A 16,586-nucleotide genomic window follows, 5' to 3' on the forward strand; every position below is an offset into this window, starting at 1 on the left:
GGCCGGACCGCCGCCGGAATCAGCCCGCCGCGCGCTTGGCCAGGATCTCGAAGGCCGGCAGGGTCTTGCCCTCCAGCACCTCGAGGAAGGCACCGCCGCCGGTCGAGATGTAACCGACCTGCTTTTCGATGCCGTACTTGGCGATGGCCGCCAGGGTGTCGCCGCCGCCGGCGATCGAGAAGGCGCTGCTCTCGGCAATGGCTTGCGCGATGGCCTTCGTGCCGCCCGCGAAGGCGTCGAACTCGAACACGCCCACGGGGCCGTTCCAGACGATGGTGCCGGCTTCGCGCAGCTGCGCGGCCAGGATGGCCGAGGTCTTCGGGCCGATGTCCAGGATCAGGTCGTCGTCGGCCACGTCGGTGGCGGCCTTGACGGTGGCGGGCGCGTCGGCCGCGAAGGTCTTGGCCGTGACCACGTCCACCGGAATCGGCACGTCGGCGCCGCGCGCACGCATGGCGTCGATCACGGCCTTGGCCTGATCGAGCAGGTCGGGCTCAGCCAGTGACTTGCCGATCTTCAGGCCCGCGGCCAGCATGAAGGTGTTGGCGATGCCGCCGCCGACGATCAGCTGGTCGACGTTGGCCGACAGGCTCTTGAGGATGGTGAGCTTGGTGCTGACCTTCGAGCCCGCCACGATGGCGACCAGCGGGCGCTTGGGCTGGGCCAGCGCCTTGGTGATGGCGTCGATCTCGGCCGCCAGCAGCGGGCCGGCCGCGGCCACCTTGGCGAACTGGGCGATGCCGTAGGTGGTGGCTTCGGCGCGGTGGGCGGTGCCGAAGGCGTCGTTCACGTAGATGTCGGTCAGCGCGGCCAGCTTGCGGGCCAGCGCTTCGTCGTTCTTCTTCTCGCCCTTGTTGACGCGGCAGTTCTCCAGCAGCACGACCTGGCCGGGCTTGACGTCGACGCCGTCGACCCAGTTGGCCACCAGCGGAACCTCACGGCCCAGCAGCTCGCCCAGGCGCTGGGCGACGGGCGCCAGCGAGTCTTCGGGCTTGAACTCGCCTTCGGTCGGGCGACCCAGGTGCGAGGTGACCATCACGGCCGCGCCGGCGTCGAGCGCCAGCTGGATGCAGGGCACCGAGGCGCGGATGCGCGTGTCTTCGGTGATGCGGCCGGCGTCGTCTTGCGGCACGTTGAGGTCGGCACGGATGAAGACGCGCTGGCCGGCGGCCTTGCCTTGCGCACAGAGGTCGGTGAATCGAATGACGTTCATGGGTCTGAGGATGGTGAAAGACGGGACTGCCCGCATTGTAGTTTTCACCCTCCGGCGCCCCTGCGCGTCTCTTGCGGGGCGGTGATGCTTTTTCAGGCCTTCGGCTGCGCGGTCGCGAACTGCTCCAGGATGCCGACGAAGCTCGCCGCCGCGGGCGACAGCGAACGCCGCGCCGCGCTGTACACGCAGACCTCGCGGTGGAAGTCGGGCGATTCGAGCCGCACCATCTGCAGCCCGTGCGCGCGCACCAGCGACGCCGAGTAGGTCGGGCACACGGTCAGCCCCAGGCCCGAGGCCACCATGCCCAGCGCGGTCGTCATGTACGACACCTCCTGCGTGCCCGGCCGCATCAAAAAGGCGCGCTCCTCGGCCCCCAGCTCGGGCAGCACGCGTTGGCGGAAGTCGCGCGTGGGCGCGATGAAGGTGTAGGGCCCCAGCTCGTGCCAGCGCACCTTGCGGCGCTTGGCAAAGGCGTGGCCGGGCGGGCAGATCAGCCAGTGGCGGTCGCGAAACAGCGTGCGGCGTTCGATGGCGGCGGCGTCCACCGCCACGTCCTGGCCCACGGCCAGCTCGACGTCGCCGGCCGCCACGCCCAGCAGCAGGTGCTCGGGCAGCGTGTCGGCCAGGCGCACGTCCACGTCGGGGTAGGCCTCGCGGTAGGCGGCGATCACGCGCGGCATCAGCGTGCAGGCCATGAGCTGCGGCGCTGCAAGCCGCAACAGCCCTTTCTTCTTGTCACGCAAATCGGTCACACCCGCGACCGCGCTCGTGAGGTCGCCGAGCAGCCGGTGCACCGACGGCAGGAACTCGCGCCCCGCCTCCGACAGCTGCACGCGCCGCGTGTTGCGGTCGAGCAGCTGCACGCCCATCTCGCGCTCGAGCTCGCGCACCAGCACGCTGAGCGCCGACTGCGTGAGGTGCAGCTGCCCGGCGGCGGTGGTGAAGCTGCCGGTTTCGGCCACGGCGGCGAAGGCGCGCAGCTGGCGCAGGGTGAGGTTCATATATATGGTTATTTCATCAATCGATGAATTAATTTCGATTGCATCATAAGACGCGGCATTGCCCAATCGCGGCCTCAACGGAGACACGACATGCCGACGACCGCCACCCCCACGGCGCCCCCACCCATTCGCGGGCTGCACCACTTCGCCTGGCGCTGCCGCGACAGCGAGGAAACCCGCCACTTCTACGAAGACCTGCTGGGCCTGCCGCTGGCCCACGTCATCAAGAACGACCACGTGCCGAGCACGGGCGAGTACTGCCCCTACGTGCACATCTTTTTCCAGATGCGCGACGGCGCGTACATCGCCTTCTTCGACCTGGGCGACGACACCGCCGCGCTGCCCTCGCCCAACACGCCGTCGTGGGTGAACCACATCGCGCTGCGCGTCGACTCGGTGGCCGATCTGCTGGCCGCCAAGGCGCGGCTCGAAGGCGCGGGCATCGAGGTGCTGGGCGTGACCGACCACCACATCATCGAATCGATCTACTTCTTCGACCCGAACGGCATCCGCGTGGAACTCACCACGCCGACCGTGCCGCAAACCGAGATGGACGCGCACGCGCGTCATGCCCATGCCGACCTCGACGCGTGGACCGCGCGCAAGGCGGCGCTTCGCGCAGCGAAAGGCGCATCGCATGTCTGAGCTGCAACTCGCCGTCATCGACGTGAAGCCCGGCGCGGCCATGGACAGCCAGTCGGGCCTGCAGCTGCTGCGCCCGCGCATCTACGGCGCCTTTCGCGCGCCGCCGGGGCCGAAGAAGATCGCGGCCATCGTGATGCACCCGACCAGCAACTTCATGGGCCACTACCTCATCGGCCCGCTGGCCGAGCGCGGCATCTGCTGCATGGGCCTGAACTCGCGCTTCGTCGGCAACGACACGGTGCTGCTGATGGAGCGTGCGATTCAAGACCTGGGCGCCGGCGTGCAGTACCTGCGCGAGGCCGGCTACGAGAAGGTGTTCCTGGTCGGCAACTCGGGCGGCGCGGCGCTCGCGGCCTTCTACCAGGCGCAGGCCGAGCAGCTCACGGCCACGCACCTGCCCGACGGCGACCCGACGCACCTGCACGCCAGCGACCTGCCGCCCGTGGACGGCCTCGCGCTGTGCGCCGCACACCTGGGCCGCACGCGGCTCATGCGCGACTGGATCGACCCCTCGGTCACCGACGAGCACGACCCGCTCTCGGTCGACCCCGACCTCGACATGTACGACCCGCGCCACCGCGTGCCCTACGAGGCCGAGTTTCTCGCGCGCTTCAGCGCGGCGCAGAAGGCGCGGATGGACCGCATCGAGCAGTGGTGCCTCGAGCGCCTCGCGCTGCTGCGCGGCACACCCGGCGCGCCGCGCGACCAGACCTTCGTCGTCTACCGCACGCACGCCGATCCGCGCTGTGTCGACCTGTCGCTCGATGCCAATGCGCGCCTGCCCGGCAGCGTCTGGGGCGATGCGCGGCAGGTGAACTATTCGGCCAACGCGATGGGCCGCACCACCTCGCTCACCGCGTTCCTCTCGCAGTGGTCGTCGCGCTCGCAGGCCGACGGGCCCACCAACCTCGCGCGCACCACGGTGCCGAAACTGCTGCTGACCTACACCGGCGACCAGTCGACCTTCCCCAGCACGCGCGACGCCTGGATGGCCGCGGGCGGCGCGCGCATCCGCAACGTCGACATCGTGGGCGGCAACCACTACCTGGCGGGCCAACCCGAGCTGATTCCGCAGGCGGCCGACGCCATCGCCGAGTTCGCACACGCGCTGTAGAAGAGCCATGGAAAACTTTGCATTCGCACCGGCCTACGAGCTGCCGGTCTGGCCCTTCACGCCGCCGCCCGAACTCAGCAGTGTGCAGGTGGTGCGCCACCCGGTCGTGATCGTCGGCGCCGGCCCCTCGGGCCTCACGCTGGCTTGCGACCTCGCGCAACGCGGCGTGCGCGCCGTGCTGCTCGACGAGGACGACACGGTGGGCGTGCGCGGCGCCTCGTCGCGCGGCATCTGCTATGCGCAAAAGAGCCTGGAGATCTTCGAGCGCCTGGGCATCTGCGAGCGCATCGCGGCCAAGGGCGTCACCTGGTCGTTCGGGCGCACCTTCTCGGGCAACGAGGAGGTCTACAACTTCAACCTGCAGGCCAGCAGCGTCTCGACGCAGCCGCCCTTCATCAACCTGCAGCAGTTCTACATCGAGTGGTTCCTGGTCGATCGCATTCTCGAGCTCGGCGTGACCGACCTGCGCTGGAAGAGCCGCGTGACGCGCGTCGAGCCGCTGGCCGACGGTGTGCGCATCGACATCGAGACGCCCGCCGGCAGCTACACGATCGAGGCCGACCACCTGATCGACGCCACGGGCGCGAACAGCCCGATCCGCACGCAGCTCGGCGTGGCATCGCACGCCTCGCGCAGCACCGACCGCTGGTGCATCAGCGACGTGCGCTTCGAAAAACCGCTGCCCACCGAACGCTGGACCTGGGTCGATGCGCCCTTCAACGAAGGCCGCGGCGTGTGGCAGCACCTGATGGCCGACGGCGTGTGGCGCATCGACTACCAGATGCCCGAGGACTGCGACCCCGCCGAGATCAGCCGCCCCGAGGTGGCCGGCGCGCGGCTGCGCGAACAGCTCGGGCCCGACGTGGCGTTCGAGTTCGTGTGGATCGGGCCGTATGGCTACCGCGACCACCTGCTGGAGCGCTTTCGCCACGGCCGCGTGTGCTTCATCGGCGATGCCGCGCACGTGGTGAGCCCCTTCGGCGCGCGCGGCGGCAACACCGGCATCCAGGACGCGGCCAACCTCGGCTGGAAGCTTGCGCTGGTCGCGCAGGGCCAAGCCGGCGAGGCGCTGCTCGACAGCTACGACGCCGAGCGCCGCCCGGCCGCGCAGGAAAACCTGACGGTCACGAGCCGTTCGGCGCGTTTTCTCGCGCCGCGCTCGCCGGCCGAACACACGCTGCGCCGCGCCGTGGTGGCGCTGGCCAAGCGCCACACCTTCGCGCGGGCGCTGGTCAACACGGGCCGCATGTCGGTCGCCAACGACTACCCCGCCGCGCCGCTGCTGCCCGAAGGCGGGCGCACCGTGCAGAACCTGCCGCTGCGCTGGGCCGACGGGCGCCAGACCACGCTGATGCAGCTGCTGGCCGAGGGCACGCAGTGCCTGGGCCTTTGGTTCGCGCCGACACGCGCGCAGGCGCAAGCGGCGTGCGATGCCACGGCCGCACTGCCACTGCGCCTGCTGGCCGTGGGCGGCGACAGCGGCCTGCCGACCTTGCAGGCCGACGAGACGCTGGCGCGCCACCTCGGCATCGACCCCAACGTGGGTGGCTTCGTGCTCGTGCGCCCCGATGCCTACCGCGCTGCGCTCCTTGCGCAAGCCACCCCCGACACGATCGCCGCCGCCGTCCGCACGGCGCTCGCACTCCCCGCTTCGTCCTCATGATCACCGAGCCCCGCATCCCCGACCCCGACGGCTTCTACGCCGCCCTGCTGGCCGCGCACGAAGGCCGCACCGAGGCGCAGAGCGCCGACCTCAACGCGCGCCTCGTGCTGCTGCTGGCCAACCAGTGCGCCGACCAGGCCGTGCTGCTCGCCTGCATCCGCGCGGCGGCCGAGGCCGACGACGACATCCCCACGACCACGACAACACCTCCATGACCGCCACCGTCTCTTTCGCTTCCGCCTCCGACACCCGCGAGCAGAAGCCCCGGCTGCAGGAACTCGCACCGGGCGCCTACGGCTACATCAGCGACTTCGATCCCAACTGCGGCTTCGTCGTCGGCGAGGAGCAGGTGGTGCTGATCGACACCCGCCCCACGCCGCGCATGGCGCGCGACTTCCTCGCGGCGATCCGCGGCGTGACCGACAAACCGATCCGCACCATCGTGCTCACGCACTACCACGCGGTGCGCGTGATGGGCGCCAGCGCCTTCGACGAGGTGCAGGAGATCGTCGCCAGCAACGGCACGCTCGACTGGATCCGCACGCGCGGCCAGGCCGACTTCGAATCGGAAGTCGGCCGCTTTCCTCGCCTGTTCGCGGGCGTGGAAGAGATTCCGGGCCTGACCTTCCCCACCACGGTCTTCGAACGCGAGATGACGCTGCCGCTGGGCGGCGGCCGCGAGTTGCGGCTCATGGCGCTGGGCCGCGGCCATTCGAGCGGCGACACCGTGGCCTGGCTGCCCGACAGCGGCGTGCTGTTTGCGGGCGACGTGGTCGAGAACCACTGCGGCGTGTACGCGGGCGACGCCTACATCGGCGACTGGGCCGGCACGCTCGACGCGGTGCGCGCGCTGCAGCCGCGCGTGCTGGTGCCGGGGCGCGGCGCGGTGCTGCAGGGCGAAGCGGCCTGCGCCGAGGCGATCGGACTCACGAAGGACTTTCTCTCCACGCTGCTCGACAGCGTGCGCGCGGGCATCACCGCGGGCGAGACGCTCAAGGGCTGCTTCGCGCGCGCCGAGGCGGCGATGACGCCGCGCTTTGGCGGCTGGCCGGTGTTCCAGCACGTGCTGCCCTTCGACGTCTCGCGCGCCTACGACGAGCTGCGCGGCATCGAGCACCCGGTCGTATGGACCGCCGAGCGCGACCGCGAGCTCTGGCAGGTCCTGCGCGGCACCTGAGCCGCCCCCTCACCGATTTTCAACAAAGCAACGGAGACAAAAACGATGAAACGCTTCCTTCCCCTGCTGGCCGCGACCCTCGCACTCGCCGCCGCACCCTTCGCGTCGGCGCAACCGGCGGCCTACCCCAGCCAGCCCGTGAAATGGATCGTGCCCTACGTGGCCGGCGGCGGCACCGACAACCTCGCGCGCTCGCTGGCCGAGGCCATGCAGCCCTCGCTCGGCCAGCCGCTGATCATCGACAACCGCCCCGGCGCGTCGACCAACATCGGCGTGTCGGTGATGATGCAGGCCAAGCCCGACGGCTACACGATCATGCAGGCCGAGAACGCGGCGCTGCTGTTCAACGAGCACATGTTCGCCAAACTGCCCTACAAGCCGGCGACCGACTTCACCTACATCGGCACCATCGGGCGCTTCCCGGTGGCGCTGGTCGTGCACCCCGACTTTCCCGCGAAGAACGTGGCGGAGTTCGTGCGCTACGTGAAGGCCAACCCCGACAAGGTGAGCTACGCCTCGCCCGGCAACGGTTCGCCGCACCACATGGCGATGGAGCTGTTCAAGCAGAAGGCGGGCCTCACGATCACCCACGTGCCGTACAAGGGCGCCGCACCCGCCATGACCGACGTGATGGGCGGCCAGGTGCCGACGATGATGCTCGACCTGGCCTCGGGCCTGCCGATCATCAAGTCGGGCAAGGTGCGCGTGCTGGCCATCGCGCTGCCGCAGCGCGCCGGTGCGTTGCCCGAGGTGCCGACCTTCGTCGAGGCCGGCTTCAGCGACGTCAACGCCTACGCCTTCCACGGCCTGATCGGCCCGGCCGGCATGCCGCCCGAGGCCGTGGCGCGCATCAACACCGAGCTGCACAAGGCGATGAAGGCACCGAAGGTGGTGAAGCTGTTTGCGGAGTTCGGCTTCGAGGCACTGCCCGGCACGCCGCAGGACTTCTACAAGCTCTCGCGCGCGGAGAGCGAGCGCTGGGGCAACATCATCAAGACCGCCGGCGTGAAGCTCGACTAGTCTGAGCCGATCACCAGCCCAGGCCGAGGTGCAGGGGCAGGTAGACCGCCATGCCGGCCAGCATCGTGCCGAGCACGCCGCGCCGCCAGAAGTAATAAGCGCCGCCGACGACCGCCGCGTAGAGGCGGGCGTCGTGCAGCGTGGTGATCAGGTGGCCCTGCGTCATCACGATCTCGGGCGCGATCACGCCGGCCAGCGCGGCGGCCGGCGCGTAGTGCAGCGCGCGGTGCGCCCACTCGGGCAGGCCCCAGGGCCGGTCGAGGATGAAGAAGAAGCAGCGCGTGAGCACGGTGACGCCGGCGAGGCCGGCGATCACGGCCAAAGACCACCAGTCGGTGCCGCCGCTCATTTGTCGTCCTCCGCGTCGGGGTCGAGCCCGAACTGCTTTTCGAGCCAGAAGCACAGCAGCACGGCCACGCCGATCGCGACCACGATGTTGAGCTTGAGCGGCAGCGCATAGGCCGCGACCGCCGTGGCGCCCGCGATGAGCGCGGCCAGCACGCGCAGCCGCGTCGTCGCCATCGAGCAGACGATGGCCACCAGGCTCAGCACGCCGGCAAAGCCCAGGCCCCAGGTCTGCGGAATGAGGTTGGCCAGCGCGATGCCCAGCAGGCTCATGCCCATCCACGCGCACCAGGTCACGAAGTAGTTGCCGGTGAGGTAGGCCTCTTGCGCCAGCCGCTCGGCGGGCGTGGTCGGCGGGGCCGTGTACTGCTTCGTGAAGAGCGCGTAGCTCAGGTCGGCCGTCAGGTAGCCGTGCAGCAGGCGGCGCCAGCGCGGCATGTGCATGAGGTAGGGCCGCAGGTGCAGGCTGAACACCACGAAGCGCAGGTTGACGCAGAAGCCCGTCGCCAGGATCACCCAGGCCGGCGCGCCCGCGGCCAGCAGCGGGATGGCGGCCAGCTGCGAGCTGCCGGCGTAGACGAACAGGGTCATCGCCACGGCCTCGAGCACGCTCATGTCCGACTTGACCATGGCCACGCCGGTCATCAGGCCCCAGGCGCCGATGCCGAGCGCGGCCGAGGCCATGTCGCGCATGCCGGCGCGGAACTCGGGCTGGCGGCGCAGCGTGGGCGAGAGAAACATCAGCCGAAGACCTGTCCGGCCTTCAGGTCGAAGCCGCGCAGGAAATCGGCCGCGGGCAGGCGCTTGCCGCCCGGGCGTTGCAGTTCGGTGAGCACCACGGTGGTGTCCGACGCCGCCACGGCGACGCCGGTGGCGTCGGCCGAGACGACGGTGCCGGGCGCGGCGCCTGCAGGGCCGGGCGCCACGTGCGCAGCCCAGAGCTTGACGGTCTCGCCGCCGAGCGGGCTGTTGGCGCCGGGGAACGGATCGAAGGCCAGCACGCGGCGCACGATGGCAGCGGCCGGCTGCGTCCAGTCGATCAGCGCTTCGTGCTTCTCGACCTTGTGGGCGTAGGTGATGCCTTCGGTGGGCTGCGGCGTGCGGGTGAGTTGCCCGATCTGCGCCAGCGCATCCACCACCATGCGCCCGCCGAGCGCGGCGAGCCGGTCGTGCAGGCGGGCGGTGTTGTCGTCGGGGGCGATGTCGACCGACTCGCGCAGCAGCATGTCGCCGGTGTCCAGGCCCGCGTCCATCTGCATGATGGTGATGCCGGTCTGCGCGTCGCCAGCCTCGATGGCGCGGTGGATCGGCGCCGCGCCGCGCCAGCGCGGCAGCAGGCTGGCGTGGATGTTGAGGCAGCCGTGCACCGGCAGGTCGAGCACCCACTGCGGCAGGATCAGCCCGTAGGCCGCGACCACCATCACGTCGGGCTGCCACGCGAGCAGCGTGTCGCGCGCGACGGTGGCCTCGTCGGGGTACTTGCCGTCGAGCCGCAGGCTGCGCGGCTGCGCCACGGGCCAGCTATTGGCAACGGCGCACTGCTTGACGGGCGAGGCCTGCAGCTTCATGCCGCGGCCGGCGGGCCGGTCGGGCTGGCTCATCACGCCGACGATGTCATGGCCGGCAGCGGCAATGGCCTCCAGGGCGACGCGCGCGAACTCGGGCGTGCCCGCAAAAACGACTTTCAACGCGCTCAATCCCGGATCCGTTCGAATTCGAGGTCATCCCCCGTGTGGTACCGGCGCACCACGCCGGTGGGGTCGATGTAGATATAGAGCATGCGGCGCTCGTTGATGGCCTTGTAGCGCCAGGTCCAGACGGTGCCGTCGAAGGAGCTGACGCGGCTGATTTCGTAGGGCTTGCCGTAGAAGGCCAGCACCTCGTTCTGGCGCCAGCGGTCGACCTGGATGTCGTGGCCGAAGCGCGCCTCGGTGAGCACCTGGGTCACCGAGACGACCTTGCCGGAGGCATCGAGGTCGATGTCGACCACCTCGAAGCCGGCCGGCATGCGCGAATACTGCAGGCGCTCGCCGCCGCCGTTGAGCGGGTAGCGGCCGGTGGGCGCGCCCAGGCGCTGCAGGGTCTCGGCGGCGGAGGTGCCGGGCTGGATGCGCGTGGGTTCGCTGACGCAACCCGCCAGGAACAGCAGTCCGGCGGCGGCCAGCGAGGACCACGCAGCCCGGTGGCTCATGCCCGTGCTTCTTTCATGTCCTCGCGCTGCTGCTTGAGGAGCTTGCTCTTGATGCGGTTGCGCTTGAGCGGCGACAGGTATTCGACGAACACCTTGCCCATGAGGTGGTCGAGCTCGTGCTGGATGCACACGGCCAGCAGGCCGTCGGCCTCGATGCTGCGGGTGTTGCCGTCGGCGTCGAGCGCCTGGACCTTCACCGAGGTGGAGCGCATCACGCCGTCGTAGATGCCGGGCACCGAGAGGCAGCCCTCTTCATTCAGCACCTTTTCGTCGCTGGCCCAGGTGATTTCGGGGTTGATGAGCACGATCGGCTCGTTGCGCTCTTCGGAGACGTCGATCACCACCACGCGCTCGTGCACGTCGATCTGGGTCGCGGCCAGGCCGATGCCGCTCGCGTCGTACATGGTTTCCAGCATGTCGGCGACCAGCGTCTTGACGCGCGCGTCCACGCCCTGCACCGGCTTGGCCACCGTGTGCAGGCGCTTGTCGGGGTAACTCAGAATGATTCGTTTGGCCATGAAATCGGGGGGAAGTTGTGGCTATTTTCGCCAATTCCGCGACGCGTCGCGGCGCATTGGCGCGAAAACGTTGCCCTTGCAAGGGCTTCGGGCGCAGAATTCGTAGCAAATTGTGAGATTCGTATGCGCCACGATACTTCGTGCGCTCACCCATCCAGACATGACACAGCCCAGCTCCACCGAACACCAGCGCCCGACCCTTTTTGCCTTCTGGACGGCCGCCCTGGCAGTGGCCGGCAGTTGCGGCGCCACGGCGGCCTGGGCGCAGACGACCTACCCGGTCACGCCCCAGCAGCGCGCCACCGCCCAGCAGACCGCCCAGGCCGGCGTGCCGCTGAGCGAGCTGTCGCCGAAGGCGCCCGACGAGTACACCGTCAAGCCCGGTGACACGCTCTGGGCCATCTCGCGCCTGTACCTGCTGCGCCCCTGGCGCTGGCCGGAGCTGTGGGGCATGAACATCAACGAGATCCAGGACCCGCACCGCATCTACCCGGGGCAGGTGCTGTACCTGGACAAGAGCGGCGGCCGCGCGCGCCTGACCACGCGCCGCGGCGTCTCTGGCGGCGACGGCGGCACCATCAAGCTGTCGCCGCGCACGCGCTTCGACTCGCTCGCCGGCATGGCCCTGCCCACGCTCAACCCGAGCCTGATCGAGCCCTTCCTCAGCGAACCCATCGTGGTCGACGCCAACACGCTCGACGCCGCGCCGCGCATCGTGGCCGGCAACGACAGCCGCGTGCTGCTGTCGCGCGGCGACCGCGCCTATGCGCGCGGCAACGCCGAGTCGCCGCTGGTCGAGAAGCCGGGCCCGGTGCAGCACTACCGCATCTTCCGCAGCGCCACGCCGCTGAAAGACCCCGGCACCGGCGAGATCCTCGGCTACGAGGCGCAGTACCTGGGCAAGGCGCAGCTGCAGCGCGGCGAATCGACCACCATCGAGACGACCGGCGACAAGGACGTCATCACCGTCGTGCCGGCCAGCATCGACATCATTGCGTCGCGCGAGGAAATGCGCGCCGGCGACCGCCTGCTGCCCGAGCCGCCGCGCCAGCTGCTGAGCTACGCGCCGCGCGCGCCCTCCACCCAGGTGGACGGCCGCATCGTGTCGGTCTATGGCAACGCCGTGCAGTACGCGGCGCAGAACCAGGTCGTGGCCATCAACAAGGGCACGCGCGACGGCGTCGACAACGGCCACGTGCTGGCCATTTTGAAGAACGGCGAGACCATCCTCGACCGCACCGGCGCACGCAAGGAAACCATCAAGCTGCCGAACGAACGCATCGGCCTGCTGATGGTGTTCCGCACCTTCGAGAAAGTCTCGTACGCACTCGTGCTCGAAATCAACGACACTCCCCGCGCCGGCGACTTCCTCGTCAATCCCTGACACGCGCCTGAGGCTTCTTTCTCGCACACTCGTTTGGAACGCGCAGAACTCGCAGGCTGGCTGCGACTTTCACTGACACCAGGCGTCGGCGACGGCGCCGCACGCCGCCTGCTCGCGGCCTTCGGGCTGCCTGACGCGATCTTCGCGCAGCCGGAGGCGACGCTGTGCGAAGTCGTCAGCACCGCCCAGGCCGCCGCGCTCAAGCAGCCGCCCTCCGGCCTGCAGGCGCAGGTCGACCAGACCTGGCAATGGCTGCACCCCGCGGACGACCCCACCGGCGGCGCCATCACGCGCCGCGTCGTGACGCTCGGCGATGCCGGCTACCCGGGTTCGCTGCTCGAAATGGTCGACCCGCCGCTGATGCTCTACGTGCTCGGCGCCGCCGCCTTCGACCTCACGCAACTCGGCCGCAGCCTTGCCGTGGTCGGCAGCCGCAACCCCACGCCGCAGGGCGCCAGCCATGCGCGCGCCTTCGCACGGGCGCTGGGCGAAGCGGGCCTGCCCGTGGTCTCGGGGCTGGCGCTCGGCATCGACGGCGCAGCGCACCTGGGCGCGCTCGACGCGGCCGGCGACGCCCCGGTGCTCGCCACGGTGGCCGTGGTCGGCACCGGCCTGGACCGCGTGTACCCCGCGCGACACCGCGACCTCGCGCACCGCATCACGCTGCAGGGGCTGATCGTGAGCGAGCTGCCGCTGGGCACGCCGCCCCTCACGCAGAACTTTCCCAAGCGCAACCGCCTCATCGCAGGCCTGGCGCGCGGCACGCTGGTGGTCGAGGCGGCGCTGGCGTCGGGCTCGCTCATCACCGCGCGGCTCACGTCGGAACAGGGCAAGGAAGTGTTCGCGATCCCCGGCTCGATCCACTCGCCGCAATCGCGCGGCTGTCATGCGCTGATCCGGCAGGGCGCGAAGCTGGTCGAGTCGGTGAACGACATCCTCGAGGAGCTGCCGCCACTCGCGCCGGCCGCTCGCACGCTGGTCAGCGACACGTCTTCACCGGCCCCGGAGCATCCGCTGCTCGATGCCCTCGGCTTCGACCCGGTGAGCCTCGATGCGCTGAGCGCGCGCACCGGCTGGAGCGCGGCCCAGCTGCAGGCGAAGATGCTCGAGCTTGAACTCGACGGGCATGTCTCGCGGCTGCCCGGCGGCCTGTTTCAAAGAGCAGCCGTCGGCTGACGCACGAAGTGCACGAAAGCCTGGGGACACACGACAGATTCCTCGGCTATATTGGGCCCATGTTCGAAGTGCTCGTGTTTGTGTATGAAAACTACTGGCGCGGCGATGCCTGCCCCGAACCCGAACAGCTGGGCCGCAAGCTCAGTGCGCACGGTTTCGAGGCGGAAGAAATTCGCGACGCCCTGCAGTGGCTCGACGGCCTGAGCCTTGCCACGCAAGGCCTGCAGTTTGAACACCAGACCAGTGAAGGCGATGACGACAACGCCATCACCACTGCCCGCGTCACGCTGGGCGGCGCGCCCGATGCGGCGCTGCCCCAGTCGAGCCAGTCGATGCGCGTGTACTCGCCGTCGGAGCAGGAACACCTCGGCGCCGAATGCCTCGGCTTCATCCGTTTTCTCGAGCTGTCGAACGTGCTGCCCTGCGGCCTGCGTGAGGTCGTCGTCGAGCGCGCGATGGCCGCGCCGGGCGACCCGGTGGCGTTGGACGAACTCAAGATCATCGTGCTGATGGTGCACTGGAGCACGGGCATCGAGCCCGATGCACTCGTGCTCGATGAGCTTTGCGAGAGCCGCGAAGGCCGTACGGCACACTGAACTCGCCCCCAAGGCAGTTCAAACTCTCCCCGGAACAGACGAGAACCGCCGCGCGGCTGACTAGTTCAGCAGCCGCTCGGGATTCGCATCGAGCTTCGCCAGCGCCTCGCGCGTTGCGCGCGCGGTGAGCGTTTCTTCCTCGGCCGGCACCAGCAGGCCAGCCTGCAGGTACATCGCCAAGCGCCCAGCCTGGATGAGGAAGCTGCGGCCGTCGGCCGAGGCAAACAGGTGCAGCTGCTTGCGGTCGCTGCGCCAGACGAACTGGACCTGGGTCACGCGGTCGTTGTGGTCCAGCATGAACCAGTTGCCGACCTGCAGCTCGTGGGTCCACGCGAGCATGTCTTCGGCCACCTTGACGCCGGCGGTGTCGGAAATGACCTCGATGGCGGTCGCGTCCACGCCGAGCAGCAGCTCGATGCTCTGCGCGTCCAGCGGCAGGCTGGAGGCGCTGCCGTCGTCGGTCACGAAGTCTTCCAGGTGCGCCAGCCGCTCGGCCATGGCCTCGATCTTGGCCTGGGGAATGGCCTCGGTCTTCGACATGAAGGCGTCGGTGAGCGTGGCGCCGATGGTCTTGATGTGTCCTTCCTGCGGCTCGCCGACGATCCCCAGCAGGTCCATGCCCTGGCGCAGGCGCTGCAGCAGCTGCGGCAGGTCCTGGATCACGCGGGCGCGGTCGGCGCGGTTGGGCTTGGCACTCGCGGCCCAGACCAGCTCGGAGGCCACGCGCTTGAGCATCACGGTGTGCTCGCCTTGTGCGCCGTAGCGCAGCGCGGCGATGGCCAGCACCTCGGCCCAGACCTTGAACAGGAACTCGCGGATCTCGTCGCGCACCGGCATGTCGTTGAGCATCTTGCGCAACTCGATGGTGTACTGGATCGCCATCGTCTCCTTCTGCTCGACCTGCTGCGCCACGCTCATGACGCGCTGCGTGGCGTCGCTCTGCGTGAGGTAGCGGCTGAGGAAAGCGACGAACTCGTCGAACACCAGCTTGAATACGCGCTGGCCGGTCTCGGGGTACTGCTCGATCACCTGCACCACGCGCTTGATCTCGTTCTCGAGCGCGCTGCCGGTGATGGCGGCGGCGTCGAAGCCCATCACACAGGAGCCCATGCGGTCGATCAGCATGCGCGCGGGGTGCTGCAGGGTGCCGAAGAATTCGGGCTCGGCGATGGCCACGCGCAGCACGGGCATCTGCAGCCGCGCGAACCACACGCGGGCGGAGAACGGAATGCGCTCTTCCGCGAGGATGGCCTGGAACATCAGCGCCACGATCTCGACCGTGGCCTTGTCGGCCGTGGTGGGCGCGCGCTTCTTGAGCTCGGCGGTGCGCCGGCGCAGGTCGACCGCGGTCTGCTGGATCAGCGTGGCCTGCTCGCCACCGCCGTCGATGTACTGCGTGGCCGCCATGCGGTAGGCGACCTCGGCATCGGCGATGGCGCCGGCAAAGGTGCGTGAAAACACGCGGGGCGCGGCCACGCCGCCACCGGTGCCGGTCGTGCCCCCGCCCGGTTGCGAGGCGCCGGCCTCGCCGCCGATGCGCGCGGCGACAAAGCGCTTGAGGCTCAGCAGCGCGGTCTGCGCGCGCTGCCGCGCGAAGGCGAGCGGCGAGCTGCCCATCATCGAGCTGGAGGCCGGCCCTGACGACGGCACGGACGCCGCATGCGAGGCCTGGAAAGCGAAGCCCGGACGCTGCTGCTGCTGCGATGGCTGCTGGCCGTGCGGCACCGCCGCACCCGCCGGCGCGCCCTGCCCCATCGGCATGCTCGACGACACCGGCATGCCCATGGACGACGGGCCGCCGCCCGAATCGCCCGTGCGGCGCACGAAGCTCTTGAGGTCGATTTCGGGCATCACGCCCTGCGCGATCAGGAAGGCGTTGGCGCTTTCGTAGGCCTTCACGACCACGTCCGCCAGGGCCTGCTGCGCCGTGCCCTGCACACGGCCCCAGGCCTCGCGGCTCAGGCCGGCGGCCAGCCACTGTTCCACCAGCAGCTTGGCCAGGGTCTCGGGTTTCAGCACGTCCCGGGCATCGAGCTCGTGCGTGCCTTCGAGGTGCTGGATGCGCAGGCGCAGGTCGCTGAGTTCGAAACTGGCCTTGTCGTGGATGGTCTGCGCGAGGCGCGAGGCGAGGATGTTGCTCTCGACCACCTCGTCGCCGATGAGCTCCAGCCGCAGCGCCGCGGGGGCCGACGAGGTGGCGCCCGCCGGGCCCGTGCCCAGCGCCTTGCGCCAGCCGGTCTGCGCCAGCGACACCCACTGCGAGGCATGGCCCTGGAACGCCACGAGGTCGTCGCGGCTTTCCTGCATGGTGCGCGCGCTGCCGACATCGGAGGCCACCGCGGTCAGCCGGTCGCGAATGGCCTGGGCCAGCGGAGCGATCGCACCTTCCGTGGCCGCCACGAAACGCTCACGCGCCTCGCGTGCGAGCTGCAGGGAAGAAGCGGACCGCGCAGTGCTCATTGATGGATCGGAAAGGCCGGAGAGAACGGTTCATCGGCGACAGCCCCGAGCTTGCATCGGGATGCGCCACCGCACAAGTGCGG

The 16,586-nt window shown here is 69.7% G+C and carries 17 protein-coding genes; 9 read left to right on the forward strand and 8 right to left on the reverse strand.

The genetic code is table 11. From position 1 onward, the window contains the following. Positions 1 to 19 precede the first annotated feature (19 nt). On the reverse strand, positions 20 to 1,213 hold the full coding sequence (locus AC1RGU_RS23810; protein ID WP_492698357.1) for a phosphoglycerate kinase: 1,194 nt from the start codon (positions 1,211 to 1,213) through the stop codon (positions 20 to 22). A 92-nt stretch (positions 1,214 to 1,305) separates the two neighbouring features. Beyond that, a complete protein-coding gene (locus tag AC1RGU_RS23815) occupies positions 1,306 to 2,214 on the reverse strand; it encodes a LysR family transcriptional regulator (protein WP_062478283.1) in 909 nt (302 codons plus the stop codon). A gap of 90 nt (positions 2,215 to 2,304) precedes the next feature. Between AC1RGU_RS23815 and AC1RGU_RS23820 the strand changes: the two genes are divergently transcribed. Genes AC1RGU_RS23820 through AC1RGU_RS23845 form a run of 6 tightly spaced genes read left to right on the forward strand, consistent with a single transcriptional unit; the run spans position 2,305 to position 7,833 of the window. Next, positions 2,305 to 2,859 carry a VOC family protein gene (locus AC1RGU_RS23820; protein ID WP_307582157.1) on the forward strand — a complete coding sequence of 185 codons (555 nt, stop codon included), beginning with the start codon at positions 2,305 to 2,307 and terminating at the stop codon, positions 2,857 to 2,859. Next, entirely contained in the window at positions 2,852 to 3,973 is a 1,122-nt protein-coding gene (locus AC1RGU_RS23825; protein WP_492698358.1) for an alpha/beta hydrolase family protein, read from the forward strand. Before AC1RGU_RS23820 ends, AC1RGU_RS23825 begins: the two co-directional genes overlap by 8 nt. 7 nt (positions 3,974 to 3,980) lie before the next feature. Further along, positions 3,981 to 5,636 (forward strand): FAD-dependent oxidoreductase, encoded by a 1,656-nt coding sequence (locus AC1RGU_RS23830; RefSeq protein ID WP_492698359.1) that lies wholly within the window; start codon positions 3,981 to 3,983, stop codon positions 5,634 to 5,636. Beyond that, on the forward strand, positions 5,633 to 5,851 hold the full coding sequence (locus AC1RGU_RS23835) for a DUF2783 domain-containing protein (RefSeq protein ID WP_139700740.1): 219 nt from the start codon (positions 5,633 to 5,635) through the stop codon (positions 5,849 to 5,851). The genes AC1RGU_RS23830 and AC1RGU_RS23835 overlap by 4 nt, the downstream gene beginning before the upstream one ends. After that, positions 5,848 to 6,813, forward strand: a complete 966-nt coding sequence (locus AC1RGU_RS23840; protein WP_492698361.1) for an MBL fold metallo-hydrolase — start codon at positions 5,848 to 5,850, stop codon at positions 6,811 to 6,813. Before AC1RGU_RS23835 ends, AC1RGU_RS23840 begins: the two co-directional genes overlap by 4 nt. A gap of 45 nt (positions 6,814 to 6,858) precedes the next feature. After that, positions 6,859 to 7,833 carry a Bug family tripartite tricarboxylate transporter substrate binding protein gene (locus AC1RGU_RS23845; RefSeq protein WP_159274110.1) on the forward strand — a complete coding sequence of 325 codons (975 nt, stop codon included), beginning with the start codon at positions 6,859 to 6,861 and terminating at the stop codon, positions 7,831 to 7,833. Between the two features lie 10 nt (positions 7,834 to 7,843). Here AC1RGU_RS23845 and AC1RGU_RS23850 read toward each other — a convergent pair whose 3' ends face one another. Genes AC1RGU_RS23850 through def form a run of 5 tightly spaced genes read right to left on the reverse strand, consistent with a single transcriptional unit; the run spans position 7,844 to position 10,887 of the window. After that, the gene (locus tag AC1RGU_RS23850) at positions 7,844 to 8,182 is read right to left on the reverse strand and encodes an AzlD domain-containing protein (RefSeq protein ID WP_062478262.1); all 339 of its coding nucleotides are present in this window, start codon (positions 8,180 to 8,182) and stop codon (positions 7,844 to 7,846) included. Next, complete coding sequence (locus tag AC1RGU_RS23855; RefSeq protein WP_062478259.1) at positions 8,179 to 8,919, reverse strand: AzlC family ABC transporter permease; 741 nt, start codon at positions 8,917 to 8,919, stop codon at positions 8,179 to 8,181. The genes AC1RGU_RS23850 and AC1RGU_RS23855 overlap by 4 nt, the downstream gene beginning before the upstream one ends. After that, a complete protein-coding gene (gene fmt, locus AC1RGU_RS23860) occupies positions 8,919 to 9,875 on the reverse strand; it encodes a methionyl-tRNA formyltransferase (protein ID WP_492698363.1) in 957 nt (318 codons plus the stop codon). Before fmt ends, AC1RGU_RS23855 begins: the two co-directional genes overlap by 1 nt. Continuing rightward, positions 9,872 to 10,369, reverse strand: a complete 498-nt coding sequence (locus AC1RGU_RS23865) for a hypothetical protein (protein WP_056577158.1) — start codon at positions 10,367 to 10,369, stop codon at positions 9,872 to 9,874. Before AC1RGU_RS23865 ends, fmt begins: the two co-directional genes overlap by 4 nt. Continuing rightward, a complete protein-coding gene (gene def, locus AC1RGU_RS23870) occupies positions 10,366 to 10,887 on the reverse strand; it encodes a peptide deformylase (protein WP_492698365.1) in 522 nt (173 codons plus the stop codon). Before def ends, AC1RGU_RS23865 begins: the two co-directional genes overlap by 4 nt. 160 nt (positions 10,888 to 11,047) lie before the next feature. On the opposite strand from def, the gene AC1RGU_RS23875 reads away from it, so the two are divergent. The 3 genes from AC1RGU_RS23875 to AC1RGU_RS23885 are packed head-to-tail and all read left to right on the forward strand — an operon-like array spanning position 11,048 to position 14,043. Next, positions 11,048 to 12,271 carry a LysM peptidoglycan-binding domain-containing protein gene (locus AC1RGU_RS23875; protein WP_095950491.1) on the forward strand — a complete coding sequence of 408 codons (1,224 nt, stop codon included), beginning with the start codon at positions 11,048 to 11,050 and terminating at the stop codon, positions 12,269 to 12,271. 33 nt (positions 12,272 to 12,304) lie between these two features. Then, positions 12,305 to 13,447 carry a DNA-processing protein DprA gene (gene dprA / locus AC1RGU_RS23880; protein WP_492698367.1) on the forward strand — a complete coding sequence of 381 codons (1,143 nt, stop codon included), beginning with the start codon at positions 12,305 to 12,307 and terminating at the stop codon, positions 13,445 to 13,447. A 59-nt stretch (positions 13,448 to 13,506) separates the two neighbouring features. After that, positions 13,507 to 14,043, forward strand: coding sequence for a Smg family protein (locus AC1RGU_RS23885; RefSeq protein ID WP_492698369.1), 537 nt, complete (start codon positions 13,507 to 13,509; stop codon positions 14,041 to 14,043). A 60-nt stretch (positions 14,044 to 14,103) separates the two neighbouring features. On the opposite strand, the gene AC1RGU_RS23890 is transcribed toward AC1RGU_RS23885, so the two are convergent. Further along, positions 14,104 to 16,503, reverse strand: a complete 2,400-nt coding sequence (locus AC1RGU_RS23890; protein WP_492698371.1) for a DUF1631 family protein — start codon at positions 16,501 to 16,503, stop codon at positions 14,104 to 14,106. Between the last annotated feature and the right edge of the window lie 83 nt (positions 16,504 to 16,586).

It is taken from the genome of Variovorax sp. GW823-FHT02B07 (assembly GCF_058797695.1).